Below are 26,982 nucleotides of genomic sequence, written 5' to 3' on the forward strand. Positions count from 1 at the left end.
TCCGCGGGGCGACGGCGTGGGGGCAATGCGATTGCGGGCTCAAAAGCAGCTCATTCCGCGCCTTGCGCGGCATTCCTTATTGGACGGCTGCACGGTGCTGGGAACTCCGCGTGAACCGCCTTCGAGCTCCAAGACTGGGAAGGTCTGCCTGCCTCCTCACGCGGAACGTTCCGGCCCCGGTTCGTCTCGCCCTGGCGCGTTGCCGGGAGCCGATCCCCCGCCCGCGCGCTGGCGGTTCACCAACAATGCGCTGGAGGTCAAATGGCGGTGATCAAGGGCAATGCCCGCAGCAACCATATTAATGGCACCAACCGGGCCGATACGATCTACGGTTATGACGGCGACGACAGTGTTTACAGTTCCGGCGGCGCGGACACGATCCATCTCGGACGAGGCAATGATATCGGCGCCGGCGGCGAGGGTGCGGATCGGATCTACGGCAATAGCGGCGATGATACGCTCAGGGGCGAAGCCGGCAACGACCGGCTTTATGGCGGGATCGGCGGCGACAGGTTATTTGGTGGTCTCGGCAACGACCTGCTTCAGGATGGCGAGCTGGTTTGGGGCGGCGGGAATGATGACGTCTTTCAGTTCACCGATGCGTGGGCGAAAGGCAATTATGTGTCGCGGATCGTCGACTTCACCGGCGACAAAATCGATCTGTCGCTGATCGACGCGAACGAAAACGTTGCCGGCAACCAGAGTTTTCGATGGATCGGCTCCAACGCCTTCAGCGGACAACCGGGCGAGCTCAAATATATCAATGTCGTGATCGACGGTCGACCGGCGGAGGTGCAGGTGTGGGGCGACACCGACGGGGACCGGCTTTACGATTTTTCGATCTACGTTGAAGGCTATGTCGCGATGACGCCCGGCGACTTCATCTTATGAAAGCTGCGATTGCAAGCGATCGCATCCTCGGCTGCCGTCGCGTACTCTAGGATCGCCGCCGGAGCATCGCGATGATTTCCTCGACTGGAGATCGCGCTCCATATCGTGCAAATCTAGTGCTCGATCTGCGTCAGCAGGTGAGGACGGGTCAGTTCGGCCCTGCATGCGGTGATAGCCGAAAGCTGCGTGACGTGGAGATCTCCGCGCTCCCGCCTCTGCCGTTGAACCGCCGCAATCCACGCGCCTGCACTGCGTGCGGAAATAGAGCACTCATGCCGGCGCAGCCGGCAATCGCCGCGAACAGCTTTCACCTGAATTGTGCCGCCACCCAACACGGCCTCGAAGGGAGGAAGACCAATCGACGCGGAGCCCGTCCGCGGAGCTGGGGACCGGACGAGAACATCGCCTCGGCACGCGCGTTGTAGTCCGCATGCGCGAGGTACTCTTTCAATTCCTGCTGGTGCCCGCAGGGTTTGTCGTGGCGGGCATCTTCTTTGCCGTATGGGGTTTCCGTCGTCGACCGATCGATGAGAGTTTCGTCAAGTCTGCAACGCGGGTTTCGGGCGTTCTGACTGACGTGCGTTGGCGCAGCGTAGGCGTTGGGGCGGAGTCGTCGTTCATCGGCTTTCCGGTTGTCCGTTTCACGACCACTGAGGGCGAGGTTGCGGAAGTCGAGACGAACCAAGGACGGTCACCCGCACCCGGTCGAATGGGCCAGGCGGTGACAATTCTCTACGATCCCGCCGATCCCACTCGCGTGCTCGTGGAAGATTTCTTCGGTCAAGGCAGGATCATATTCGGGTGCATGGGAGCTTTTGGAGTCTTATTCGCGCTCTTCGGCCTTGGCACGGGCGCGGCGCTGGCTCTTCTGATTGCAACCGTGTGAGCCAAGGCTTTGCCCCGTCGACCTGTCCTGGTCAGGAGCAGGCTGGATCCGGACCCGGCGGCCGCACCGCAGGCCAAAGCGAATGGAAGGTCATGGTCGCCAGCCGGCCGACCGCACGGTTCTGACAGCGTGGCGGTGCCAACGTCAGGTCGCCGCACGGAAGCCGACGATCGTCGTCTCCCCAGCCGGACATGGCGGGAGTAGCCGACCGGGATGATCCGCGACATGGTCCGAAGTGGGAGGCAGCCCGGCAGCCCCTTGAAGAGCGCTGCCGTGGCTTTTGCTTGGTTCTTCAGCGGCAATTCTTGTCGCGGGTGAGCGCCCGGCCACCCAGCAGACCGGCGGCACCGCCGAGGATGGTGCCGAGCGTCCGATCACCGCGGCCGGCAACTTCCCGGCCGAGCAGTGCTCCCGCGGCGCCGCCAACAACAGCACCGGTCGTGCCAGACCGGCAGCGTCCATTGTTGCGGTAGGAACGGCGATCGGAGCGATCCCGATAGTAGCCGTCTCGGCCATAGCCTCCGTCACTGTAGTAGCCGTGGCCACGATCGCGAGGGCGGGCATCAGCAGCGGCGGGGAAGGCGGTGAATACAGTCATGAGCCCGGCTGCGGCGAGGGTGGCTTTCTTCAGCATCTTCTTTCTCCTTGGGCCGGCGCAGCCCGTTAGCCTCACGCTGGATGACTCTGATTAGGCCGCTGGCGTTGATGCAGTCCTGAACGGCCTCGAAAGCGTGCGTTCATCTGCGCGGTACCCTCTGTGCAGATCAATCATAGGGCGGCTGAGACGCAGAACGGCTGAACGTCCGCTTAGGATCAGACCACGTTGCAGGTCTCGATCCGGCGCACGACGGTGCCGAGATCAGGCGAGACCGTGCGCAATGGCCACCCTCCGTGCTCCCGCGCGCTCGCACTTTGGCTTAGGCTAATCACTTCCGCCGCATCTTCTTGAGCCGGGCGGAGCCATGAACTGCCCGCGTCAGGTTCTAGGCCGCGAAGCCACTACCGCCCAGAAAGCTCAGCTTGTCGTGTGGCCTGAAATCTCCGCCACAATGCGTCTGCCTGATTGCTTTCCTTGGCAGCGGCGGCTTCGGAATAGGCAACTAGGATCTTCAGGGCCTCACTCCCGCGGTTGTTGATGGCAGCGCGCGCAGCGTCGACTTCGGGCTGCGGGAACCGGCCGCTTTTCTCGTCCTGCGCGATCGTCCCCAGTGCCGCCTCCCGCTCGATCGCGACTTTCCGTTTCACGCACTGGGTTGCCCGGGAAATCGTGCCGCCGGTTGCAACCACGTTTGCGGCGCGGGTCGTTGCGGTTTGCAGGTAAAACTGCCGAACTCTTGCCGCCGCGGCTTTTCGTAGCGTATCCTCCAGGCTGGACGCATCATCGGCCGTCAGAAATTCTCCACCACCGGCCGCAGCCACCGATCGCAGCTGAGCCTGCTCGGCGGTCGGAACACCGAAGGCGATCACATTCACGACCACCCTCTGTGCTCCGCCATTGGCATTCCGGGCGGCCTCGGCGGGATCACCTCCGCATGTTTCGATCCCGTCGGAAACGACGTAAAGAATGCGAGGGCCATCTCCGAGCTTCCCCAGCGCATCGGCACCGGTCTCGATCGCAGCCGCGAGTGGGGTCCACCCGGCGGGGGAGAGTGTGTCTACTTGCCTCGTGATCTGCGTTCGATCCGGCACCGGCGAGACAAGCAACGTTGCACCCGCACTGCAGGACGCGGCCTTGTCTTGGAGGGCATTGGATCCAGCGTGACCGAAGACGATCAGACCGGCGGGTGTCGTGCTTGGCAAGCTGTTGACGAAGCCGGTGATTGCGGATCGTGCCGCTGCCATCTTGGATTGCCCGCCTGCGTTGCCGGCCATCGAGCCCGAACTATCGATCGCCACGATGGCATATGCGTTCTCGAGACCGGCTTCAGCCCCGGTGGGCGCCTGGGTGTCCGCAAGCCCGATCTCGGGAAAGCATTCGTCCAGCGATACGGCATGTTTAGCAACAATCTGCTGTGGATAGCTTGGCGCCGCTTCGGCGCGTTCTGCAGGGGCCTTCCCGCACGAACTGAGCAGCAGAATGGAGGCAAGAAGCGGACACGAGCGCGGCGCGATCTTCTTCGCGCTCGAGCCGTGTCGCGGCTTAGCCGATCCTTGCGAATTGTCGTTGAGCCGAAGCCATCTGCTTTGGGTCATCGAAAGAAGCCGTTCTGCCGGTGGAATGATATAGGGTTGGAACGCGGAGGATGCGCGCCCCGTTCCGAACCACGAGGTCCCTCCCATTCACTCGACGGTTCCGCGGCTCGGGCGATACGCGCTGCTGCTTCCTTGGCGTCGATACCGGACTTCGCGAATTGTGCGGTGAACTTGGCCTGGGCTTCAGGAGATCGTCGTCCCAGTCCAGCGAACCAGCCTGCCGGTTTGCGCCAGACTGTCCGACAGATCGGCCACGGCTTCGAGAACGATGTTCCAGGAGCCCGTGCGCGATCTCCTTGCTGCGTTTGGCCTCGTCAGCGGGTTCTTTGAACATCCTGAGCAGTTTGATGCCGGCGCAGTATGCTTGAAAGAGCGTCTGCGCGTCCGGCCCTCTTGGGTATGCATCGGTTCGCTTCAGCCGCTTTGGAGGCGAGTTGCCCGAAGACCCGATGCGCCCGCGCACCGCACCTCACGTGTTCGGGAAAAGCGTACTATCTCGCGGGCTTAGTCGTGCCGTTAACCTCTTGTTTACCCTGCCGCCGTAGCGCTTTCTCTCGTGGAGAGAGCACGGACGCTATGCCGAAGACAGGTTTGCCCCCCGAACTCGAACGGTACACGCTGCGATCCGAATGGGAGCAGGAGCAACAGGATGGCCGCCGCCGGGAGCGCGCAAAACAGGAGCTTGCACGCCTGCGGGAATCGATCGCGCGCGTTAGCTCGAGGCGGAGAGCGACCATCCAGGAATGAAGGCCGCCACCGAAGCGGGACGTGGATTCAGTTTTGCAGTGGGTTCCGAGGTCGCGTTGGTCGCGCCGGGCTGTCGTGAACGAGATCGAGGTACATCGCGGAGAGGCGGTAGTGGCTGCTTACGGCCACGGGGTGGCTGGCAGCGAGTGCTCGTTCCAACTCCTGCTCAGCTCTTTTCTGATAATATTCAACATCTTGAGATTTCATATCAGCCCTACCCGTCGGAGGAGGATACATCCAACCCCGCGTCGCTCCTTCTGCCGTCCCATCGCGTAGATAGGCGTCCTGCCAGCGAATTCATGCAATTGAGTGAATCGGAAGGCCGGGTTCGTCCGACGGAGCACACCGTCCAGCGAATCTGCAAACGGCCCTGCGGGAACTACTATGTTCCAATCTCGGCCAAAGACAGGCACTTAGCACTTGCTGACTGGAGGCTGCCTCTCGATGGACCATCGAAGCTATTTCGAAGCACAGGCTCGCGACTGCCACCGCAGCGCTGCCGACATCCGAAACCCCGCCGCGAGACAGGGCTTGCTGAAGCTGGCAGATCGTTACGAGCGAGACGCCAGGGATGTTGTCCTGGCACCCGCCCAAGCACTTGGGTGACCAAACGGCGTCAGCGAGCAACCAGGCGTGTGGATCGGCGCCTTCGCCGAATCCACACGCGTTGATCCACTACTTCCAGGCTGCCTCGAATGCATTGATTAGCACCGTACAGGGCGAGCGATCCGGCTTGTCGGGCGAATTCTGCACAAGCGCGGCGTCCGTTCCGTCCGGGAAGTGCATCATACACGCCTTCGTGCCGGCACCGCCGCCAACTCCGACTGAGCCTGCCCGCATCAGCGCGACCCCGCGTGAAGTTGTGAAGGGATCGAACGAGAGCTCCCTGTCGATCATGGTCTTCCGGGCGGGGGCCGGCAACAGCTTCTCCGAGTGGAACAATGCGGAGAGGACCTTTGCCATATCGTTGGTGCTCAGGTGCATCCCGCCGCTCCCACAGAAGGAGGATTGATCGGTTCCAAGAACGCCTACCGTGTTTGGACCCGCAGCCAGGGGGTAGTAACGTGTGCCTGTCTTCGAGGCCGAAGCCTTGCATTGCAGCGGCTCCGAGATCCCAACGGGTTTGAGGATCCGGTCGGTCACCAAAGCACGAAGGAGAACGGAACCGACATCAATTGGATTGATGATCCCGTTCACCTCACCGGAGGGGATCGCCGGGGGCGCTTGCCCCGACTCAGCCCACAATGCGGGCAGCAGCTCCCTCAGGAGGGCATAATTGACATTGTCATAGTCGCGGGCTCTCTCACCGCCTCCGACCGGGCGCGGGCCGACGCCCGCCTCCACAACCTTTGCGACTCCCGAGAAGTTCAGAAGAGATTGGCTGTTCATGTCACCAACGGCCAGCCCGCTCCTGTGGCGCAGCAGCTCCGAGAACTTCAGACCGGCGATGTTGGGACCCGCCTTGTAAAACTTTGGTAAGTAGGCTCCGATCTTTGTATCGACGGCGACGCCCTTGCTCTTGTTGGCCTCGATCAGCTGCAGCACTGCGATCGCCGTAAACGCCTTGGATGTGCTGGCTAGGTTGTTGCGCTGCATCGGACCATGCATGCGAAAGCCGTCAGGCGCAGAGCGTGCAAAACCAGCGCCGCCCTCCTTTCTCACCATTCCGTTTTTGTAGATCGAATAGGCGAAGCCGCTGACGTTCGGCAGCATCGCTGCTTCGATCGTATCTGCCATGGTGTCGACCTTGAACTTGGGAGTCGATGAATACCCCCAGCCTTGATGCGAACGTCCTGCCGGTGAACTGTCAAAGGGTCGTCCATGGAAATCTGCGGGCTGGCGAGCGCGCCTGTGTCCGGGGTGATGCCAAGCATCAACAAGAAAACGGCCGCGGCAAGAAAGCCAAGTGATCTCATGTTGTACTCCTACTGAGATGCCGCAGAGGCAGAGGTCGCGGTCCGGCGAATCCAATCACAACCCTTGTACGCGCGACTGGAGCAAGCGCGAGCGCGTCCAATCACCTGAGCCTGAGCCGAAAGTCGGTTAGCGCCGCCCTCGCCGCTGGACAAAGCGGGCTGTACCTCTCTGAGTGCAGGAATCTGGTTGGTCATGGATCTCGACCGAATCAATCTAGAAGTAGCCCCGCAGCCGGAGGCACCGCCGCAGCCTGACGGCCGGGAATAATGCTGGAGAGCAGCCCGGCGAGAGCCACTACCAGCATGACGACGCTAAGCGATATCCACGGCACTTCCATTGTCGCTGCCCTGAGAGCTCGCACCACGAACGTCTCAAAGCCTACCCATGCGAAGACGATGCCGATGCTCATGCCGAGCAGGGTCGCCACGACCGATAACAGCAGCGCCTCGGCTGCGAGGATCTGCCGTAACTGCTTGCGGGTGAGCCCGAGTGCGCGCAGCAGCGCATTTTCGCGTGCGCGTTCAAGAACCGAGAGGCCTAAGGTGTTAGCGATACCCACGAGGGCAATCGCTACGGAGATGCCGAGGAGGCCGAGGGCCGACCATTCGAGGACGTCCAACTGGCGGTTTCCTGCGGCCCGTGCCTGGAGACGGTCCTCGATCGTCCCGCCAGTCGCATCCGCCAACTCGTCGAGATCGTCAACGAGCTGAAGCCAGTTGGCCCCACGGCTGCCTCGAGCCCAGATAACGTGAGGCTCCGGACTATCCGTTAGCAGTTTCAAGGTCTCGGGAGCGATCACGCCAGCTTTGCCCCAGCCGCTCAGGAGGACAACCCTCAAATCCGCCTGACGATTGCCGACGCGAACGGTCACCCGGCTACCGGGCCGAATCCTCAGTGTCCCACCGCGAGAGGCAAAGCTGTCGAGGTCGAGAGCGATCGTTCCCGGAGCCACCTTGGTGAAGCGTCCGCCATCTCGGGCTACCTGCTCCGCGTTTCGGGCGGCGAGGACCGGGATGGGAGCGTCCAACCCAGTCATCCGGGCTACCGCTCCGTTCACGGCGATGGCGTGCTCCACTCCCGCCGTTTGGCGGACTTGAGTCAGGAGAGTCGTCGAAATCGGCTTGTTGAGGGAGGTGAGCGCAACATCGATGGGAAGTCGCGTATCGCGGTGCGCGTCGATGGCCGTCCGCCAAGTGGCCAGACCTGTGAGCACTGCGGTAGTCATGGTAACGCCGATTAGCAGGGCAGTAGTGGTAGTGGCGGTGCGGCGTGGATTGCGCGCGGCGTTAGCCGCGGCCAACCTGCCGTACCTGCCGAGCAGGGTACCGCAGGCCGTGACCATCGGGGGGATGAACAGAGGTCCGATCAACAGGATCGTGACAATAACTGAGGCGCCGCCCGCGACCATGAGCACCTTGCTGTCTTCTATCATCGCGAACGCGAGCGAGACGAGCCCCGTCACCAGAAGGGCGACCGCCAGAGCCAGCTGAAACCGGCCCGGCGCTGTGTGGATATCCACCGGGACATCCGGCCTCATCGCCGCCAGCGGGCTCATCTGGACCGCGCGCCGAGTCGGCACCAACGAAGCAATCATGGTGACCACCAGCCCGAGGGCGGAGGCGCCTAGCAGCCAAAACGCGGGGAACCTGGGGAAGCCCATGGGAGTCCGAGGGGCGAGTGCGTTGACCAGCGGGATCAGTCCGTAACCCAGTGCGACGCCAATGAGTGTCCCCGCAGCGGACGCCACCAGCGCTATGACGGCTGCTTCTCGCCATACCGAGCTTGTGACCTGACGTTTAGTGGCGCCGACGCAGCGGAGCAGCGCGAAGTCACGGCAGCGTTGCGCGAACAGGATCGAAAAGGTGTTTGCAACGACCATGATGGAGATGAAGAGCGCGACGCAGACAAACAGTAGCAACAGCAAGGCCAATGCGTCCGTGCCATTGTTGAGTCGAGCTAGGCTTTCGGTCACGTACGCCTCCGGGGCATACGCAGTCATGCCTTGAGGGAGCCGCCCGATTTTGCCGCGCACTGCCACGCTTCCGATGTGGAAAGTGGGATGATCACGCCACTGTAAATATTGTCGCCAAGTGACGTACATCGAAGCCTGGGTCCAGGTGGTGGGCGACTCCACGAACCCTACGACTTCCAGCGGGGCTACAGTGGGGCCCTCTCCGACGAGGATCCGATCTCCGATCGCAATATTCATGGCGTTGGCATCCCACACGTGCAACACCACTTCGCCAATCCCTGCTGGGAGCCGACCGGTGACAAGCGCCTGCCAGCGCAATTCCTTCGCGTTGGCGATCGGCCCCACTGTCGTTTCGTCGCGCAGGTTGCCCGAGCGAAGAGGCGCCCCATCCTGCCGCCGTAGAGGCAGCGCGACGCGGCCGAGCCCGGATGCATTCTCCCCCAGTCGAGCAATCAGATCGATCGCCGCCGCGGTGTTCAGAGTTCCCGGGCAACAGGATGGGCGCCGTTGAGGATCGTCCTTCGGCGCCCGGATGACGTAGTCGGCTTTACGATAGGGGGCTCCATCGGCTGCCATAATCCCAGCGCGAGCCCCCGCGATGAGCACGCCGATTACAACGATCAAAGCGACTGAAGCGCTCACCGCGATCTGCGCGGCGATGTACCTGCGGCCGAAGGTGCGCAAGGACGCAAGGAAGATCGTACGCATCAGACGATCCTCGCGTCCTGCATGATGATCACGTCATCGGCGTATTTGGCAGCCACCGGATCATGAGTGACCATCACTACCGTCTGACCGAGTTCGTGCGCTGTGCGGCGCAGGTGGTGCAGCACCCCGGCCGCCGCCGCACTATCCAAGTTCCCGGTCGGCTCGTCGGCGAAAAGCAGATCGGGACTCAAAAGCAGGGCCCTTGCTATAGCAACCCGCTGCTGCTGCCCGCCCGACAGCTCGGCGGGTCGATGGGCCAGCCTGTTCGCCACGCCAAGCGCCTCCGCGAGATGGGCCGCCCTGGCGCGTGCCGCCTCGTCTATCCGGCAACCCGTCAACTCAAACGGAAGGAGAATGTTCTGGCTTGCAGTGAGCATGGGGAGCAAGTTGAAGGACTGAAACACAAAGCCGATATGCTCACGACGGAAAATCGTCAGCTCGTCATCGTCAAGCGAGCCGAGGTCCGTCCCAGCGATGGTCACGGCGCCGCTGTCAGCTTGGTCGAGTCCAGCCAGACAATGCATCAACGTGGATTTGCCCGACCCACTCGGCCCCATGATCGCGGTGAACCGGCCTCGCGGGAGGTCGAGGTCCACGCTGCGCAGGGCATGCACCTTAGCCTCACCCCGGCCGAAAGTCTTCGTCAGAGCCCGCGCGCTCGCGGCCGGCGTTTGGAAAACATCCTTTCGAACGTCGGCGGCCTCGGCAGAGTGCAGGCCTCCTCGCGGAGCAGGAGGGCGCTGGCCGATCATTGTTGCATCCTGGTATCAAGCGAAAGGTCGGGGAATAGGAGAGGGCAGCCGTGGGCGGTCGTTCTGGCGCCTAACTCGAGATGCCATCGCCCACTTTCATGGATCTGGCATAGTCCGTGGTCGGCGCCGTGCTCGGATGGCCAAACCATTGCCTGCGAAAGCCCAATGCAGGCCGCATCGCCGGCCACATGCGGAGAACTCGCTGTGGAAGCCACCCATCGAGCAGCCCCCCTTTCCGATCCGTGCTTCGTTATCGCGGCGCCAGACACTTCGTCCTCGAAGACGCTTGCCGGTGCCGCAACAGGCCCTCGTTCGTGCATTTCGCGTCCGCGATGCGGCTGGTCCGAAGTGTCGCAGGAAGTTTGGACGGGGGAAGATGCCGGGAGCGAGGCCGCCGACGGATCGCTAATGAGGCTGAAAAGGACTCCACTTAGCACTACAAAGGGAGCGCAGCTGATCGATCGGGGTCGGCGGGTCGCCGTCCGTACTTGATGGTAGAACGTCATGTCGCCATTCCAGACGGCTCGGCGTTGTCAGAACGTACGAAATTTTAGATATGCTGACGATATGCTGCTGCTCATAGTACTGAGGTTGCATGCGTGTCTTGATCGTCGAGGACGAACCCTATCTCGCTGGAGCTATCCGCGACGGCCTCCGACTCGAGGCAATTTCAGCTGACGTTGCGGGCGACGGCTACAGCGCATTGGAGCTGTTGAGCATCAACGACTATGCTATCGCGATAATTGACCGCGACATCCCAAGGCTCTCAGGTGACGAGGTCGCGAAAAGCATCGTTGCGTCGCAAAGCGGCATGCCGATCCTGATGCTCACTGCTGCCGATCGGTTGGACGACAAGGCCTCAGGTTTCGAGCTCGGCGCCGATGACTACCTCACGAAGCCGTTCGCGCTACAAGAACTCGTCCTTAGGCTTCGAGCGCTCGACCGCAGGCGCGCGCATAGCAGGCCTCCTATCAGGGAGATTGCGGGCCTTCGTGTTGATCCGTTCCGCCGCGAGGTCTTCCGGAACGGCCGCTACGTCCCACTGACCAGGAAGCAGTTTGCCGTGCTTGAAGTGCTCGTGGCTGCGGAAGGAGGAGTCGTCAGCGCTGAGGAGTTGCTGGAACGCGCTTGGGATGAGAATGCGGACCCGTTCACCAACGCGGTCCGCATCACCGTATCTGCTCTGCGCAAGCGGCTCGGAGAGCCTTGGCTGATCACCACAATGCTTGGTGCCGGTTATCGTATTGACGTTCGCTCGAACGTGGGGGGTGAGGTGGATCCGAGTGGATAGAGCGACCGGGCTGAGCGTTCGCATGAAGCTCACACTGAGTTACGCCGGGTTCCTCATGATAGCCGGCGCTTTGCTCCTCGCCGCGGTTTGGGTGTTCCTGCTGCGGGGCGTGCCCGCGAGCAATTTCCGTCCGGGATTTTCCGATTTCCTGCGCGTTTTCGACCCGAGCAATTTCGGGCCACGCATCTTCGTTCCTGCAGCCGTCGTGGCCTTGGCGTTCCTGCTTGCGTTCGGGCTCCTCGGTGGTTGGCTGCTTGCCGGTCGAATGCTCGCTCCGCTCGCACGCATAACTCATGCCACCCGCATTGTCGCGAATGGCTCACTCTCCCATCGTATCGAACTGCAAGGGCCGCGAGACGAACTCCATGAACTCGCCGACAGCTTCGACACCATGGTCTCACGGCTTGAGCACACGATTGCGGAACAGAGAAGGTTCGCCGCCAATGCGTCACACGAACTGCGCACTCCGCTGGCGACCACCAAGGCACTGCTCGAAGTCGCGCTCAAGGATCCGAGCGGAGCTAGGACCGAACTCATTGGCCGCCTCCATCACGTCAATGCCCGGGCGATCGATCTTACCGAGGCGCTGCTCATGCTCAGCCGTGCTGACCAGGGGGCCTTCGCACGAGAAACGCTCGACCTCTCATTGCTGATGGAAGAATCCGCGGAAACACTGCTTACCTTGGCGGAAAGACGCGGAGTCGCCCTCCACAGCTCCTCCACCGTCACGCCAGTGGTCGGATCCGGGGCACTGCTCCTGCAAATGACGACGAACCTCCTTCACAACGCCATTGTGCACAATCTGCCTCAGCACGGTAAAGTCTGGGTCGAAACCAGTCTTGTGCCTGATGCAGCGCTGCTCACAGTGGAGAATTCTGGACCCACCATCGAGCCTGCTGCGATCCCCGTCCTCCTGGAGCCGTTCCAGCGGGGAGCCGGGCGAATTCGCACAGGCGACTCAGGCGTCGGTCTCGGTTTGGCAATCGTCAGGAGCATCGTTCGTGCACATCAAGGGAGCCTCGTCCTAAGCGCACGCACCTGCGGCGGGCTTCGCGTCGCGGTACGTCTCCCCGCGGCCCTGATGCACTGACGAATGTCTACGAGCGTTGCTGCCGCCCCGGCTCAGGAGCCATGCCGACTATCATCCGCGCAGCGGCGTTGTCTTCTCCTCGCCAATCGGACGAGCGCTTTAACAACACCAGCCTCCGCTTTCGGAGCAGGTGGCGAGGCAAATAGCGCCGCCTGGGACGATGCCAATCACGCACGATGGAACGTGGAGCCCAAAGCTCCCTACGAAGCGATCCGCTTCAGGGCCGGCCACCAGCTGTCTTCCACCGGAAGGCCGAAAGTCTCTCCGAGCACGCGCTCTACGCCGGCCAAGTCGAGCGTCTCGCGATGAACCTCACCCTTTGCGCCGCGAACCGTAAGTTCCCTGTCGAAGAGGGAGATCCGGCTCTCGGAAGTCACCCGGGCGACGATCAAATGGCGGGTGAAGATCGACATCGGGTGCGTCGACGTGAACCAGTTCGCGACCTCAAGGTCGATGTTCATTGGTGGCTCGAAGTAGACCTCGTACACCGGAACCCACTCGTCGGCGAGCTTCAGCTCGAGCAACTTGCCGAAGCGAGTGTTAGACAAGCGGTAGCTACCGAGAGGCGTCGGCTGAACCGCTTCGCTGTTCCACAGGAGAGGCCCAGTCGGTACGGCCGTACCGAAACCCACGTCCACGAGCCACTCCTCGCCGGCCAGTCGGGTAAGGAGGCACATGTGGGTACGAAGCGGCCATGCGCCTTCGTCCCGGCCCCCCCAGACGACGCGGGCGATCCGTGGCTCCACTTCAAATCCGACGTGCTCCAGCACACGGCGAAAAAGCCCGTTCTGTTCGAAACAATAGCCGCCCCGGCGTCGCGCGACGAGTTTCTCCTCCACATGACCCGGGCTCAGGTCGACGCCGACCTGGGTCAGGACATCGAGTGCTTCGAACGGAATGGCGGCGATGTGATCGCGCTGCAGCTCCCGGAGCAGGTCGGCGCCGGGGCCGCCCCTCCCATCGTGGCCGATCCGCGAGAGATATGCCGCGACGTCGAGCGGCATGTCCGCTTCACCGCTAGTTTGGAATCGCGAGTGGTCGAGCTTTGCCATGGTTCCTTCCTCAGAATGCCGCGTGTGCGACCCTTCAAATCTAGCTCTGGACATGATCAGGAAAAGTGCTGCCTTGTTGATAAGTTTGATCACATAAGCGGATCACCCGAAACAGGGGCGAGAAGAATGTCGAGAAGCCTTGAACCGCCTCGAGAGCGGCCGGCGCAACGTCTTCGCTGGCAGCAGGACCACGCCTGCAACCGCCACGAGCGCTCCGTCACTTCCCCGGAGGCCTCCGAGCCTGCTCCTCGACGAGCTGTTTTCGTTTGCTGGATGGACCTTTGAATGCTCGACGCAATGACACTCGACCAGATCCGCACTTTCGTCGCCGTAGCGGAGACCGGGAGCTTCCGCTCGGCGGCAGCTCGTCTCTCTCGCGTTCAGTCCGGCGTCAGCAACGCGATCGCCAATCTTGAGGCTGCGTTGGGGGTGGCGCTGTTTGACCGGAGTGGGCATCGGCCGCTACTCACCGCTGAGGGGCAGGCGCTGCTCACCAATGCAAGGGACGTGCTGCTTCGCGTTGACACGATGCGTGCCCGGGCGCGGGGCCTCGGCGCCGGTGTTGAACTCGAATTCTCCTTGTCGGTGGATACGCTATTCCCAATCGCAGACGTTGCCGAGGCGCTGAGCAGCCTGCGTACAGCCTTTCCCAGCGTCGCAATTCGACTCTCAGTCGAACCTTTGGGAGGTCCGATCAGCGCGCTGATCGACAAACGTTGCAACTTGGCGGTGATTGTCGGGGAAGATTTCCGCGATCCGCGTGTGGCGATCCAAGCGCTGTCCTCCATCGAACTCGTCGCGGTCGTTGCGCCGGGGCACCCTCTGGCGGACAGGGCGCCGGAACAGATGCTCGAACTGCTCGACATCGCGGATCACCTCCAGATCGTGCAGTCGGATCCAACGTCGCTCACGGAGGGCCGTGACTTCGGGGTGTTGTCGCCTCAGACCTGCCGGGTAAGCAACCAGGACACCAAGCATGCACTCATCCGAGCCGGCCTCGGCTGGGGACGACTTCCCTTGTGGCAAGTCGAGCGGGATTTGCTGGAGGGGCGACTGATGCGGCTCAACACGCACGCGCTCGGGCGCAACAGCCAAGTCATATCCGAGGCATACCTTGCCAGGAGGCTGGACGACCCGCTGGGGCCTGTAGCCGAAGCGTTCACTGCGATGCTCCGCGCGGCCGCGGCACGCGGGCGGCCTGATCACGATATTGGATCGGCTTGATCTAACTTTCGGCACTTGCGGGCAAGTTTATTACCCGGATGATACTCCTCGCAATCACGAGGAGCAGCCATGTCTTTCCAAGCCTATCTCGACAACATCGAATCAAAGACCGGGAACACAGCCGCAGATTTCCGCCGGCTGGCGGAAGAGAAGGGCTTCACCGGGGAAGGGACGCTGCGGAAGGGTGTCAAGGCGGGGACGATCCTGGAGTGGCTTGCTGCGGATTTTGGCCTCGGCCGAGGCCATGGAATGGCCATCGTAGCGCTGCTCAAAGGGACGAAGTCGCCCGTCAACACCGATCAGTCCACCGCCCTCTGAGCGCAATGCTCGTACTCGCCGTTGCGCTCGGTCTGCTAGCCGCCATCCTGTGGGGCCTTACGGATGTACTAGCCCAACGCGCGACCCGCCTCTCCGGCCTTCTGCGCACAATGTTCTATTCTCAGCTGCTTGGGATGCTGGCGTCGGGGGCCTGGGTGCTGCTTGCCTATGACCTCGATGCGCTTGCGCAGGCTTCTCCATTGGCGTGGATCGCTGCTGTGCTGGCAGGGGCGTTCGGTCTGGTCGCCACTGCGTGTCTTTATCGTGCCTTGCAACTCGGTGACATCACCGTGGTGGCACCGATCACGGCTGGCTACGGCGCTGTGACCGTGGTGCTCGGCGCGCTCACGCGTCAGACGTTGAATACAGGAAGCGCAACGGGACTGGCCGCCTGCGCCGCGGGCGCGATGATCTCAGCCTACGCCCCGTCGCAGGCGACTGGCAGCACTGCAGGCAGTTCTGCGACAAAGTCTATACTCCTGGCGGTCGCGGCTGCGTCCTTCTACGGTACGCACTTCTGGCTCCTCGGCCTGTACGCAGCTCCGGCACTTGGGCCGATAGCTCCGTTCTGGTCTACTACCTGCTAGGGTTTGGCGGGGTTGGGCTGACAGCCTATGCGATGAAGGTACCTCTTCGGTTCGCTTCCGTCGGCGCGGCTACCCCGGCCTTCTCGGCGGCCGTCGTTGCTATTGCTGGTTTCCTCGCGCTCGCCTGGGGCTTCTCGACCGGGAGAGTCGCACTGGTGAGCGTACTCAGCTCTCTTCAGAGCGGCGTCTCCGTCCTGCTGGTGGCGCTCCTGACGCGAAAGTCTCCTGGCGCCGCCCAGATCGCCGGTCTCGCGCTCGTGACCCTCGGCTTAGGCTCCATACACGCATTTCGAAATTCATGATGAGGCACACACAGATGCAGCGAGGAATCCCTACCGCTTTGTGGTCCGGCCGTGTGCTGACTACACTCTTTGCATTGTTCATGGCTGGCGGCTCTATCGCACCGAAGTTGCTTGGAGCGCAGGTCGCTTCACAAAGGCTCGTCCAACTTGGATGGCCGCCTGCTGCCGCGTTCCCGATCGGCCTCGTGGAGCTTGCGTGCCTGCTCCTCTTCCTGTGGTCCCGGACGAGCCTGCTGGGCGCGGTGCTGATGACTGGGCTGCTCGGCGGCGCCATGGCAACGCACCTTCGCGCTGCCAGTCCCTTCTTCAGTCACAGCTTGTTCAGCGTCTATCTCGGGGCAGCCATGTGGGCTGGCTTGTGGCTTCGCGATCCCGCAGTTCGGGCCGTGCTGCCCTTGCATCGGAATTTGGCTCCAGCCCGGCACGCTGGTCAGCATCAGGAGGAGCGGCCGTGATCAACCGTCAGCTCAGAGTGCGGGCAAGGCCTTCCGGACCCGTAGAAGACAGACATTTCGAACTTCGGACGGGGCCGGTCCCGGAACTCGCAGAGGGCGAGGCACTGATCCGGGTGGATTGGCTGGGGATCGATCCCACGCAACGAACCTGGTTGAACCCGAGCGCCACCTATGTGCAGCCGGTTGCCTTAGGGGAGGTGATGCGCGGGAGCGGCGTCGGCCAGGTCGTTCGGTCACGGTCGCAGCTCTACCGAGTGGGTGATTGGGTTTACGGCCTAACGGGCTGGCAGGATTATGTGGTGGCGCGCGAGAGCGGCGTCGGCGGCTTGAACGTCGCGCCGCCGGGGGTTGAGCCTCGCGCATTTCTGAGCGTTCTCGGAGTGAACGGCCTCACCGCATATTTCGGAATGACGCGCGTGGCACAGGCACAGACGGGCAAGTCGGTCTTTGTGTCGGCAGCCGCGGGGATCACCGGCTCGATCGCCGGGCAGATTGCGCAGATCAACGGCTGCCATGTGATCGGCTCGGCTGGTGGTCCCGCGAAGGCGAAGTGGGTCAGGGAGGTGGCCGGCCTCGACGGCTGCGTCGACTACAAATCGGAGGATCTTGCGGCAGGCCTCAAAGCATTTGCGCCGTCTGGACTCGACATCGTGTTCGACAGTGTTGGCGGAAACGTCTTGGAAGCAGCTCTTGGTGCGATTGCGCCCCACGCACATGTCGTTCTTAATGGCAGCATCTCGTCTGGGTACGGCGAGAAAAGCTACGGGGCAGGGCCGGCAAACTACATGGAGCTGGCCTTTAAACGTGCGAAGATGGAAGGTTTCATCTTCCTGGACTTCCTCGCCGAGTTTCCTGAAGCTTTTGCCGATCTAACCTCATGGCTGGCACAGGGGCTTATCCAGTTCGAGGAAACCATTGCCGAAGGACTCGCGTCCGCGCCTCGGGCGTTGCAAGGGCTTTTCGAGGGTCGGAACATCGGCAAGCAATTGGTTCGGGTCGCCTCTGACCGCGATGATGAACTCGCTCTGGCTCTCCAGTGATCAGCGGCGCGCTACATTTCGGCCTCGCACCTGCAAGCACCCGATCCCATTTCGGCCAGTCAGCCGCTTGGAGCGCCCGCAGTCTGGCCAGGCGCATTGGCTGGAATCCTTACCACGCCGGGACGACGCGAGCGCTGCATCGCTCCGCCACCAATTCGGAAAAGAAAAGGCTTCTGTGATAAAATGTTTATCGCACAGATTTCAGATCCGCATCTGCATGCCGACGCGGCCCACCCGAACAACCAACGCTTCCTGTCCGTCATCGAGCATCTGAACACGCTGGAGCCCCGGCCCGATAGGTTGGTCGTGACCGGGGACCTGACGGACGACGGCGCTGAACCAAGCTATCGCCTGCTGCGAAAGGCGCTTGAACGCTGCCCGTTCCCGGCGCATCTCACCATCGGCAACCACGACGCTCGCGCTACCTTCCTAGAGGTATTCCCCGACGTACCGGCGACCGATGGCTTCGTTCAAAGCAGGATCGCTCTCGGTGGCCTTCACCTGATCCTGCTCGACACGAACTCACCTGACCGGGAAGGAGGATCTTACTGCTCGGTTCGCGCCGATTGGCTGAGAAGGGAACTGGCTGAGCTGGGCACCGAGCCCGTGCTGATCATGATGCACCATCCTCCGTGCGATATCGGCATCCCATGGATCGACCCAGGCTCTTCTGCGGAGTGGGCGATGCGGATCAGATCTGCTCTCGGGCAGAGTTCAATCGTCGCGTTGTGCACGGGGCATGTTCACTTGGGCGGCGTCTTCCGTTGGCAGGGGACGCCGGTTCTGACTTGCCCGTCCTCAGCCTCGGACCTCAGCTTGGGGTTCGCACCGATGCAACGCGGTGTTCCAGACGGTCGCCCGCTTGTGGAGCAGGGTGCGCCCGGTTTCGCGTTGCATCGCTGGAGCGGCGATGCGTTGGCCACGTACTTCGGCCGGTGTCCCGAGCGTGTTCTGGCGGTCTGGGACGAGGCAACGCGGACGATAATCGATCGAATGCTGGAAGAAGCGTCGGCCTAGGTGGCGTTGCGGAGCTCGGCGAGCGCTCTTCCGACGGTGTATTTTGTGCCTGACACGTCTGGTCCCACGGGCATAAGCACATGAGGCAATACGCCCAGGCTAAGAAAACCGTTCACATCAAGGAACAAATACGTCGCGGAAAACGCACGCTTTCTCAAACACGCACATCATCCCTCAGTTGGCTTGAGTATGGATCAGGAAATCGCACGTTGGAAGATGATGGACCAGCACGGTGAGGTTGTCACCGTGCTGGAGATCAGGGAGTTCGAGAACACAGCATGCTGTCTCAGCGCAGCCTGGATCGAAGGCATGAGGCGCCTGCAGACGGAGGCGGGCCATTTGGTCACTGAGATCGAAGAGGACTGGTACGCGATCATCGCCACCGGACAGGAGCTGCGTCCAATCGAATGCGCACTTGAAAACGTGGAACGGCGAGTGCCCTCCAGGCGGAGTGGCGTAGGCGATGGAAGATGATGGCGTGCGCTAGGGCGTTTCGCGGAAGTCTGGGTTGCCCTCGGCGATGACCGAGCCCGCCTCAGTAGAGGGTTTCGGTCAAACGCTGGGGAAGCGCCTGGTCGTAGCCTTCGCCATCGAATTCCGATTTCGACAAGATGCTAAGAATGGTGCCGGCACTCGGAAGATTTTGACGATCGATGTGCGTGGCGGGGTTCCAGATGCTTGATCGGATCACTGCTCGGCTACACTGGAAGAAGACACTGCTCACGGTAATACGGAGTACAGACCTGGGCATCTGTCCAGCCACGGAAAAGCGCGCGAGATAAGCCGGTCCGGACAAAATCTCTGCTGTTCCATTCACCCGTAGTGTCTCGCCTATCCCGGGCACGAGAAAAAGCAACGCTACTCGTGGGTCAACTATGATGTTGCGTAGGCTATCGATGCGATTGTTGCCACGTCGGTCCGGCAGGAGAATTGTCTTGGCATCTTCAACATGGACGAATCCCGCCGCGTCACCGCGGGGCGTCGCGTCCAGCCCGTTCGGTCCAGATGTAGCCAGGACAGCGAAAGGCGAGGCTGCGATGAAGGGCCGATACACCGCATGGATATGATCGACCACCTTGATAACGGATGGTGATGAAACCTCTCCGTAGAGGGCCTGAAGGTCCTCTATCGTATTGACCCGCACCTCGGTTTCAATGTTCATCGGTGCCTCGCGCTTTGATGCCGCAGGTTGTGGTGGAGACGCAAAGCTGCGTGATCGCAAGGCAGGACCGACCTCGGCTAACAGGTGGCCGATTGGGAAGAGGCCGCCGGTTAACAGCGCCAGCCCCAACCGCCTTGATGGCCGACCGAGGCAACAATCGGCTCTTGGCGATAGGTCTTTCGTCAGGCTTCTGCCGAATATCGATGATCAATCCTCGCATAAGGGGAATGTTTCTATCCACCTTAGCATATCGTTGCCGTATGAGTGCTTGATACATCGTCTGAACGGTGCGCCCGCGAACTCGTCGTCGTACGAGCCACGCCCGATCAGGTGCGTCCGCAGCGGTCCGCAGCCATCGTGGTTTGCTACGGGAAGCCGGAGGATCGTGGAAGGTTGGGGGCGCTGAGACCTACCGCATAGAACCGGCAGCCTAAGCACCTCGATGACCGCCGCTACAGAGCCACGCTCTCAGCGTTCGATCATGTCGCGGATGCGAGTGGCGAGCGCATCTATGGCGAACGGCTTGGTAATCATTTCCATCCCGGGTTCCAAGAAGCCGTTGGCGATGGTGGCGTTTTCTGCGTACCCCGTCATGAACAACACCTTCAGGTCTGGCCGTTGAAGGCGAGCCGCATCGACCACCTGCCGCCCGTTGAGCCCCGGGAGGCCAATATCGGTGACCAGCAGGTCCACACGAAGGTCTGATTGCAGTAGTTTCAGGCCGGAGGGTCCATCCGCGGCTTGTACGGCCCGGTATCCCAACTCCTCGAGCACGTCGACCACAAGCTCGCGTACGGAGGTCTCATCTTCGATGACGAGAACGACTTCACCGGTTTCGGAGCGATGTGCGTCCGTGAGTTCGCCATGCTCCTCCTCGGCTCCCTCCGCCTCACCGTAGTAGCGAGGCAAGTAGAGCTTAACGGTCGTGCCCTGACCAAGCTCCGAGTAGATACGTGCATAGCCTTCCGATTGTCGGGCGAACCCGTATATCATCGACAATCCGAGGCCGGTTCCTTGGCCCGTTGGCTTAGTCGTGAAAAATGGCTCGAAGGCTTTCTCGATCGTGTCCTTCGTCATCCCTGACCCAGTGTCCGTCACGCAGATGCAGACATACTGCCCGGGAGTCACGTCGCGCTGCTTGGCCGCGTAGGCGTTGTCCAGTCGCGCGTTGCAGGTCTCGATGGTCAGCACCCCCCCGTGGGGCATCGCGTCACGCGCATTGATCGCCAGGTTCAGGATGGCGCTTTCGAGCTGGTGCGGGTCGCAGAGTGTCTGCCAGAGGCCGCCGGCGGTCACAATCTCCAGGGCAACGGACTCACCGATTGTCCTGCGGATCAGCTCTTCCATCCCGGTCACCAGCCGATTGGCGTTCACCGGCTTCGGGTCGAGCGGCTGCCGACGCGAAAAGGCAAGCAAGCGATGGGTGAGCGCAGCGGCGCGATTGGCCGAGGTCATCGCCGTGGTTGCGTAACGCTCAATCTTGTTCGTTTCACCCTTCGCGATCTGCCGCTGCATCATGTCCAGCGAGCCAATCACGCCCGTCAGCAGATTGTTGAAGTCGTGGGCAATGCCGCCGGTGAGCTGGCCGACAGCCTCCATCTTCTGCGCCTGGCGGAGCGCCTCGTGAGCTTCCTCGAGTGCGCTGGTGCGTTCCTGAACCCGGCGTTCAAGGGTCTGGTTCGAGCGCTGTACGGCTTCGAACAGGCGGGCGTTGTCTATGGCTACCGCTGCTTGCCCTGCGACCCCAACCATCAGGCGCTCGGTTTCCTCACCGAACACGTCCGGCTCGGGGTGGCCGAAGAAGAGGCCGCCGATCACTTCACTGGAACGAGAGATCACCGGAACAGCGAGGTAGCTTCTGACCGGCAAATGGTTCGTCGGCATGCCATGGTGCGGCGAGTTCTTCCCGTATCGACGATCGGCCGTGATATCGGCGGAACGAACCACGCCCTCGCCGTTGAAGGTTGGCGCGAACACCTCCGTTGCACGAGGATGACCAAACTTTTCGAAATCCTCACGACGGGCGCCGGACAGGGTATAGAGCGTGAGACTCTCCCCAGCGGCATCGATCACATTGTAGAAAAATGCACCGAACTGCGCCCTCGTCAGGTGCACGCCTGCATCTGTGACCAGCTGAACGATGCGCTCCAGCTCGAGCTCTGCGGCAATCGCGGCTCCAGTGTCGTTCAGGATCTGCAGGTGTCGCGTTTGCGCCTGCAGTGCTCGTTCTGCCTCTTTCTCTGCGCTGATGTCCCGGACTTCGATGATCGTCCCCACGGTATTCGACCGCTCATCCCGGATAGGGCTGGCCGTGAACCCGACCGGGAAGAACGTGCCGTCCTTCCGGACGAAGACCTCCTCGCCAGTCACATTGCTATTCTCGGGAAAGGCCCGATCGATCGGACATTCCGAAAGCGGGTAGGGCGTACCGTCCGATCGGGTGTGATGGATGACGTCGTGGAGGGGACGTCCTCGGGTCTCCGCGAGAGTGTAACCCGTCAATCTCTCCGCGGCAGCATTCATGTAGGAGCATTGTTGCTGCGCATCCATCATCAGAATGGCAACGCTCGCGTTGTCGAGCACCGCGTTCAGCCCACGCTCAGCGCGCTGCGCCCGTTCCGTTTGCTGGTCCCGTTCGGCCAGCACCCCGGTCAGCTCGCTAACCGCTCGGCGCGCGCCTAAACGAAGCTCCATTTGATCCATGACCAACGCGGCCAGGTCGCTCAGCAGCGTCAATTCCTCCTGGGTCACCTCGCGGGGTTCCCGGTCGATCACGCACAACGTGCCCAGATTGAAGCCGTCGCTGGTTCGAAGCGGGACGCCCGCGTAGAAGCGTAGGCCGAACTCTCCGGCTACAAGCGGGTTTGCCAGAGCGCGAGTGTCGCGCTGCGCGTCCGTGAGAACCCACGGGTCATCCTGAAGAACAGCCGACGCACACAGACCCGGCAACCGGTCAATCTGCTCCGCATCCACTCCATGACGGGACTTGAACCAGATCCGGTCGGTATCGACCAGGCTGATGATCGAAATGGGAACTGAGAGCAGCTTCGCTGCCATGGCAGTGATGCGATCGAACGCGCCGTCAGGAGGGGTGTCGAGCACATCGTAGCGTTGGAGCGCCGCCAAGCGGCCAGCTTCGTTCATGGTGGAGCGGTCGGGAGAATTCATCTGAAGCTACGTCTACCTCGATCCCCCCGACGACGAGGAACACCAGATAACGTCGACGACCGCAAGGAAGAACGTTGTATGGACTCGCTATGCTGATCCGACGGAGCTGCCGCCAGGGCCGAGGGCTCAGCAAGCCGCACAGCCTCGGCCGGTCTAAGCAGCGGCTTACAGCTGTCCAGCGGCCAAGCAATCGAAAGTGCATATCAGGGTAAGGCGTCGATCCTTACGGTTTTGAATCAGGACTGATTTAGATTGGCAGGGCAGCGATACCGTACTAGGACCTCGTGTCGGTGCAGCTTCCTGCCTAGGTCGAAGGGCTTACTACCATGGCAAGTCCATGCGTTCTGGTTGTCGAGGACGAGGCTTTGATCCGCATGATGCTAGCTGACCAGCTAACCGCCGATCATTTTTGTGTTGTCGAGGCAGAGAATGCCGACGTCGCGATGGCGATGCTGCGCGATCGACCCGAAGTAAGCGCAGTGATCACCGATGTTCGCATGCCGGGAACGATGGACGGGCTGGAACTCGCGCGACAGATTTCGACGTGCTGGCCACATCTGAAGGTGTTCATCACCTCGGGCCATATCACTGTTGGAGACCCGAACTTGCCGCCTGATGCCGTCTTCGTCCCAAAGCCCTATACCGCCGGGACATTCGCGAAGCTGCTCAGTCAGGCGTTGAATTGATGAGCAGATGCAGCCCATCGGCGCCGGCTTTGGCGCCCGAGCCGCGTGAAGCGAAAGAGGCTGCTGACGGGCGCTAGTTCCGCTTTCTTGCGGGTAGACGCACGATCCAGCTCGTTCCGACCTTGGCCGTGCCTTGCTCCACGTTACCGCCGAGTTGGCCGGCCATGGCCCGGATAAGGACCGATCCCAGGCCGCCGGATTCCGAATTGCCGCGGCCATGGATGCCGATTCCATTGTCCGCGACAGTGAGCTCGAAGTCGTCATCAATCCGGATGAAATTGACCCAGACTGTCCCAACACGGTCGTCCGGGAAGGCGTATTTCATTGCGTTCGTCACCAGCTCGTTGATGATCAATCCGAGCGGAGGAACGTCGGCCGCGGGCAGCCGGTCGGCGACGACCTTGACCTCCATTGCGATCGGGCGGATGCCAACCAAGCTCTCACGGATGTCTGCGCAAAGGCCCTCTATCAAGGCTCGGGTGTCCACATCACCGACCAATAAGGCTTGGCTCGTGCGATCCTCGATCGAGGCAAGGCTGCCGATGCGGTCGGCGGCGGCTCTTAGCGCTGTCCGCGTCTCCTCGCTTGCGTCGCGGCCCTGTCGAATCAGCAGGGCAGACGCGATCTGGAGATTGTTGCGCATCCGGTGCTGGAGTTCTGCCAGGCGAAGTTCCGCCCGAGTGGCTCGTGTCCAACTCAGCTGAAGGGCAGAGTGAAGAGAGTTCGTGAACACGGAGAGAGAGACGCAGATGCTTAGGAAGAGGGCCAGTCCGAGACCAGCACGTTCATCCTGTATGGCGAAGGAGAAGGCTGGCTCGGTCAGAAAATAGAGGACGGCGAAGGTGCTGAGGAGCGCTGTATAGAGCCCGGTAGGGCGGCCCAGAATAGCGCTCGCGACCACGACCGCGGGCAAGAAGAAAAGCGCACGGTAGGCGGCGACGTACGGATCTAGGGCCAGCCTGATCAGCAGCATGGAGGCAACGAGAAGCGTTGCCACGCCGAGCTTGAGCGCGAGGGGCCAAGCCGCGGCGGTTGCGGACAGAGCCAATATCCTGGGGGGCTTGGTTTCCGAAAGCACGCAGTCCGATGGCATGCCCATGGTCGAAGTGGAAGCGACCTTGCATGTTTTGATTCACACGCGCCATGCGCAGCAAGCATTTTCAGCGGGCCCGGGTCACGAGCAGCACGGCCTTCGTCCGCTTGGAGCCCCTTGCTTCGGTTGCGACCCTGCCGAAACACTAAGGCACCGACAACCCGAGCGCCGTCAAGCTGACCCGAGCGCCACCTCTAATTCGCGTTCCCAAGCGTCTTCGAGTTGACGCCTGCCGCGCCTATCGGTAATTCACCCAAAAGGGTGAATGATGCGATACACGGAAGGTGTTGCTGATCTAGACCGAACGCTGATGGCGCTCGCCGATCCCGTTCGGCGAAGCATCTTGCGCCGCTTGGCGAAGTCCGATGCCCGCGTCACGGACTTGGCTGCGGCCTTCCCGATCTCGCTGAATTCGGTAAGCAAACACATCCGCCTGCTGGAGCGGGCCAGGCTGGTCGAACGGAGAGTTTCCGGTCGCGAGCATTTCATCCGCTTCACACCCGAGCCGCTAACCAAAGCGCAGCAGTGGATCGAGTCACAGCAAGCCTTCTGGACGAGCCGCCTGCAGGCGATCGATGATCTTTTGACGGCCGAGGATGCGGCCCAGGGGCCTGCGCTTACGAGGGAGATCAGACATGCCGGCGACAGTTGAAGCTAAGACAGTGCACGAATTCAAGGCGTCTGCCGAACGCGTTTTCGATGCATGGCTCGATCCGGCGAAGGTGCGCTCCTGGGCCGCGCAGCCGGTCCCCGGGATGCCGGCCTTCGATATTCGAAAGGTCGAAATCGACGCCCGGGTCGGCGGCAAGTTTACCTTTTCCGACATGCGCGAGGATGGCGAGGCCGTGCATTGGGGCTATTATCTGGAGATCGACCGCCCCCATCGCCTCGTCTTCAGCTGGTTCACCAGCGAAGAGGAGGAAGAGGAGAACAACTCCACCGTCACCCTCACGATTGAGCCTATCGAGAACGGCTGCCGTGCCACGATCGTGCACAGGATGGACGAGCGCTGGGCCGACTATATCGGGCCGACCGCAAATGCCTGGAGCTTTATGCTGCAGCAGATCGAACAGGATTTCGAGACGGGAGCCGGTGGTGCCTAGGGTGGTCGGCCATCCCCGCCTGTCTGACCACATCGCGGCAACCGCACGCCCGAGGTTAGAACCGATAGTGCAGGCCGGGACTGGCGATCGCGCCAGCGGCGTCAGGGAGAGTGTATCGGGTTAGCGGCCAAACACACGGAAGAGCCGCCATCCAACGAGACCCGCGGAGATGCCGATCAAACCCGCAACGAGGTAAGCACCGACCGCATTGTTGGGCGTGAAAAGCCCGCCGGTGACGTAGCCGAGAATGACTGCGCCGCTCGTAACCGCGCTGTAGATAGCCGCGACTTTGCCGTGTTGGCCCGGCGGCGCTTCCTGCTGCAGCATGGTTCGCACGGCCACGTTGTGAACGCTGTTGGCGATCCCGCCGAGCACGAACACCACGCCGACTACCAGGACGCTGGCGACGTCAAGCAGCCCGGCAGCTCCGATGGCGAGCATGGTTGTGCCGGTAGCCGTCGCCGCAACGAAGGCGATCGGGGCAGGCCGAGAGATCGGACGCGCACCTGCAGCGGCCGCGCCAAGGATCATTCCACCGGCCCAGCTACCCGTCACCAGACCGAATGCCAGGGAGCCTTGCGCCAGCGTCACAGTGATGAGGAACACGAAGGCTACGTCTGCGATAGCAGAGGCGAACACCTCCAGAGCGAGCGAGGCGGTCATCACCGAGATTGGCCGATTACGAAGGATCGGCCAGTACTCGGCGAGGAGAGTCCGCGGTTCGTCGACGGCCATTTCTACCGGTCGGCGCAGACCGCCTGCTAGTAGGACCAAAGCCAGCAGGAGGAAACTGGCCGCGTCGATGAGCAGTGCGTTACCAGCCCCGATGGAGGTAATCAGGACTCCGCCGGCAACCGGGCCTGCCAGCATCCCGGCGCCCCGTACAAGCTCGAGCGCCGAATTGGCGCGATTGAGCGGGATTCCTAGTGCTGCAGCCAGCACTGGTATGAGCGCAAAGGTCGCCGCCCCGCTGATTGCAAAACAGACGCTGAGCAAGCTGGCTCCCAGCAGGGTAGGCGCAAGCTCCGAATTGGTGGCTATCCATACGAGGAGGCCTGCCTGCACCAGCGCGGTGACTACGAGGATCCTGCCGGCGTCGCGGGTATCAATGAGCCGGCCTACGAACGGTGCGGCAACAAGGCCGGGGAGCAACTGCGCGACTAACAGCATTGGCACTGCGAAGCGCGTCTCGCTATCGGCGGCGCGAAAAATCAACGTGATGAGCGAGATTTCGTCGCCGATGGTTGAGATCGTGAGGACCGCGAGCATGATCCAGCCGCAACCCATCCGGACCCGTACGCCTGTGGCCTCGTTCGCCCCCATGCCAG

The 26,982-nt window shown here is 61.9% G+C and carries 24 protein-coding genes; 14 read left to right on the forward strand and 10 right to left on the reverse strand.

What is annotated here, in order from left to right:
* The first annotated feature begins 261 nt into the window (after positions 1–261).
* Together C7I55_RS02725 and C7I55_RS02730 are read left to right on the forward strand one after the other, a co-directional pair.
* Complete coding sequence (locus tag C7I55_RS02725) at positions 262–891, forward strand: calcium-binding protein (protein ID WP_106511321.1); 630 nt, start codon at positions 262–264, stop codon at positions 889–891.
* A 430-nt stretch (positions 892–1,321) separates the two neighbouring features.
* Positions 1,322–1,777 (forward strand): DUF3592 domain-containing protein, encoded by a 456-nt coding sequence (locus tag C7I55_RS02730; protein WP_106511322.1) that lies wholly within the window; start codon positions 1,322–1,324, stop codon positions 1,775–1,777.
* Positions 1,778–2,069: 292 nt separating this feature from the next.
* On the opposite strand, the gene C7I55_RS02735 is transcribed toward C7I55_RS02730, so the two are convergent.
* From C7I55_RS02735 to C7I55_RS02760, 5 genes are all read right to left on the reverse strand, one after another.
* Complete coding sequence (locus tag C7I55_RS02735) at positions 2,070–2,411, reverse strand: glycine zipper 2TM domain-containing protein (RefSeq protein WP_106511323.1); 342 nt, start codon at positions 2,409–2,411, stop codon at positions 2,070–2,072.
* A 365-nt stretch (positions 2,412–2,776) separates the two neighbouring features.
* Positions 2,777–3,970 (reverse strand): vWA domain-containing protein, encoded by a 1,194-nt coding sequence (locus C7I55_RS02740; RefSeq protein ID WP_158266254.1) that lies wholly within the window; start codon positions 3,968–3,970, stop codon positions 2,777–2,779.
* A gap of 1,422 nt (positions 3,971–5,392) precedes the next feature.
* A complete protein-coding gene (locus C7I55_RS02750; RefSeq protein ID WP_106511325.1) occupies positions 5,393–6,454 on the reverse strand; it encodes a serine hydrolase domain-containing protein in 1,062 nt (353 codons plus the stop codon).
* A 388-nt stretch (positions 6,455–6,842) separates the two neighbouring features.
* Positions 6,843–9,314 carry an FtsX-like permease family protein gene (locus tag C7I55_RS02755; protein WP_106511326.1) on the reverse strand — a complete coding sequence of 824 codons (2,472 nt, stop codon included), beginning with the start codon at positions 9,312–9,314 and terminating at the stop codon, positions 6,843–6,845.
* Positions 9,314–10,066 carry an ABC transporter ATP-binding protein gene (locus C7I55_RS02760; RefSeq protein ID WP_106511327.1) on the reverse strand — a complete coding sequence of 251 codons (753 nt, stop codon included), beginning with the start codon at positions 10,064–10,066 and terminating at the stop codon, positions 9,314–9,316. The genes C7I55_RS02755 and C7I55_RS02760 overlap by 1 nt, the downstream gene beginning before the upstream one ends.
* A gap of 595 nt (positions 10,067–10,661) precedes the next feature.
* Here C7I55_RS02760 and C7I55_RS02765 point away from each other — a divergent pair.
* Positions 10,662–11,357 (forward strand): response regulator transcription factor, encoded by a 696-nt coding sequence (locus C7I55_RS02765; RefSeq protein ID WP_106511328.1) that lies wholly within the window; start codon positions 10,662–10,664, stop codon positions 11,355–11,357.
* A 22-nt stretch (positions 11,358–11,379) separates the two neighbouring features.
* A complete protein-coding gene (locus tag C7I55_RS02770) occupies positions 11,380–12,447 on the forward strand; it encodes a sensor histidine kinase (RefSeq protein ID WP_269845189.1) in 1,068 nt (355 codons plus the stop codon).
* Positions 12,448–12,647: 200 nt separating this feature from the next.
* Here the strand turns inward: C7I55_RS02770 and C7I55_RS02775 are convergent, their stop codons facing one another.
* Positions 12,648–13,499, reverse strand: a complete 852-nt coding sequence (locus C7I55_RS02775) for an arylamine N-acetyltransferase family protein (protein ID WP_158266255.1) — start codon at positions 13,497–13,499, stop codon at positions 12,648–12,650.
* 285 nt (positions 13,500–13,784) lie between these two features.
* Between C7I55_RS02775 and C7I55_RS02780 the strand changes: the two genes are divergently transcribed.
* From C7I55_RS02780 to C7I55_RS02815, 7 genes are all read left to right on the forward strand, one after another.
* Entirely contained in the window at positions 13,785–14,723 is a 939-nt protein-coding gene (locus C7I55_RS02780) for a LysR family transcriptional regulator (RefSeq protein ID WP_106511331.1), read from the forward strand.
* Positions 14,724–14,792: 69 nt separating this feature from the next.
* Positions 14,793–15,041, forward strand: a complete 249-nt coding sequence (locus C7I55_RS02785) for a DUF4287 domain-containing protein (RefSeq protein ID WP_106511332.1) — start codon at positions 14,793–14,795, stop codon at positions 15,039–15,041.
* 5 nt (positions 15,042–15,046) lie between these two features.
* Positions 15,047–15,628, forward strand: a complete 582-nt coding sequence (locus tag C7I55_RS02790; protein ID WP_106511333.1) for an EamA family transporter — start codon at positions 15,047–15,049, stop codon at positions 15,626–15,628.
* A gap of 316 nt (positions 15,629–15,944) precedes the next feature.
* Positions 15,945–16,385: a DoxX family protein gene (locus C7I55_RS29400; protein ID WP_106511659.1), complete on the forward strand. Its 441-nt coding sequence runs from the start codon at positions 15,945–15,947 to the stop codon at positions 16,383–16,385.
* Positions 16,382–17,425 (forward strand): NADP-dependent oxidoreductase, encoded by a 1,044-nt coding sequence (locus C7I55_RS02805; RefSeq protein ID WP_199192685.1) that lies wholly within the window; start codon positions 16,382–16,384, stop codon positions 17,423–17,425. Before C7I55_RS29400 ends, C7I55_RS02805 begins: the two co-directional genes overlap by 4 nt.
* Before the next feature lie 183 nt (positions 17,426–17,608).
* A complete protein-coding gene (locus C7I55_RS02810; RefSeq protein WP_106511335.1) occupies positions 17,609–18,442 on the forward strand; it encodes a metallophosphoesterase in 834 nt (277 codons plus the stop codon).
* 189 nt (positions 18,443–18,631) lie between these two features.
* Positions 18,632–18,916, forward strand: a complete 285-nt coding sequence (locus tag C7I55_RS02815) for a hypothetical protein (RefSeq protein ID WP_146150910.1) — start codon at positions 18,632–18,634, stop codon at positions 18,914–18,916.
* Between the two features lie 61 nt (positions 18,917–18,977).
* Here C7I55_RS02815 and C7I55_RS02820 read toward each other — a convergent pair whose 3' ends face one another.
* Both C7I55_RS02820 and C7I55_RS02825 read right to left on the reverse strand, forming a co-directional pair.
* A complete protein-coding gene (locus tag C7I55_RS02820) occupies positions 18,978–19,604 on the reverse strand; it encodes a pyridoxamine 5'-phosphate oxidase family protein (protein ID WP_106511337.1) in 627 nt (208 codons plus the stop codon).
* Between the two features lie 468 nt (positions 19,605–20,072).
* Positions 20,073–22,772, reverse strand: coding sequence for a GAF domain-containing protein (locus tag C7I55_RS02825; RefSeq protein WP_106511338.1), 2,700 nt, complete (start codon positions 22,770–22,772; stop codon positions 20,073–20,075).
* 326 nt (positions 22,773–23,098) lie between these two features.
* Between C7I55_RS02825 and C7I55_RS02830 the strand changes: the two genes are divergently transcribed.
* Complete coding sequence (locus C7I55_RS02830; protein WP_106511339.1) at positions 23,099–23,458, forward strand: response regulator; 360 nt, start codon at positions 23,099–23,101, stop codon at positions 23,456–23,458.
* Between the two features lie 73 nt (positions 23,459–23,531).
* Here the strand turns inward: C7I55_RS02830 and C7I55_RS02835 are convergent, their stop codons facing one another.
* On the reverse strand, positions 23,532–24,455 hold the full coding sequence (locus C7I55_RS02835; RefSeq protein WP_158266256.1) for a histidine kinase dimerization/phosphoacceptor domain -containing protein: 924 nt from the start codon (positions 24,453–24,455) through the stop codon (positions 23,532–23,534).
* Positions 24,456–24,861: 406 nt separating this feature from the next.
* On the opposite strand from C7I55_RS02835, the gene C7I55_RS02840 reads away from it, so the two are divergent.
* Together C7I55_RS02840 and C7I55_RS02845 are read left to right on the forward strand one after the other, a co-directional pair.
* A complete protein-coding gene (locus C7I55_RS02840) occupies positions 24,862–25,203 on the forward strand; it encodes an ArsR/SmtB family transcription factor (RefSeq protein WP_199192687.1) in 342 nt (113 codons plus the stop codon).
* Positions 25,187–25,654, forward strand: coding sequence for an SRPBCC family protein (locus C7I55_RS02845; protein WP_106511342.1), 468 nt, complete (start codon positions 25,187–25,189; stop codon positions 25,652–25,654). The genes C7I55_RS02840 and C7I55_RS02845 overlap by 17 nt, the downstream gene beginning before the upstream one ends.
* Before the next feature lie 120 nt (positions 25,655–25,774).
* Here the strand turns inward: C7I55_RS02845 and C7I55_RS02850 are convergent, their stop codons facing one another.
* Positions 25,775–26,977, reverse strand: coding sequence for an MFS transporter (locus C7I55_RS02850; RefSeq protein WP_106511343.1), 1,203 nt, complete (start codon positions 26,975–26,977; stop codon positions 25,775–25,777).
* Positions 26,978–26,982 lie beyond the last annotated feature (5 nt).

The sequence above is a fragment of the Allosphingosinicella deserti genome (assembly GCF_003012735.1).
Classification (GTDB): Bacteria; Pseudomonadota; Alphaproteobacteria; order Sphingomonadales; family Sphingomonadaceae; genus Allosphingosinicella; species Allosphingosinicella deserti.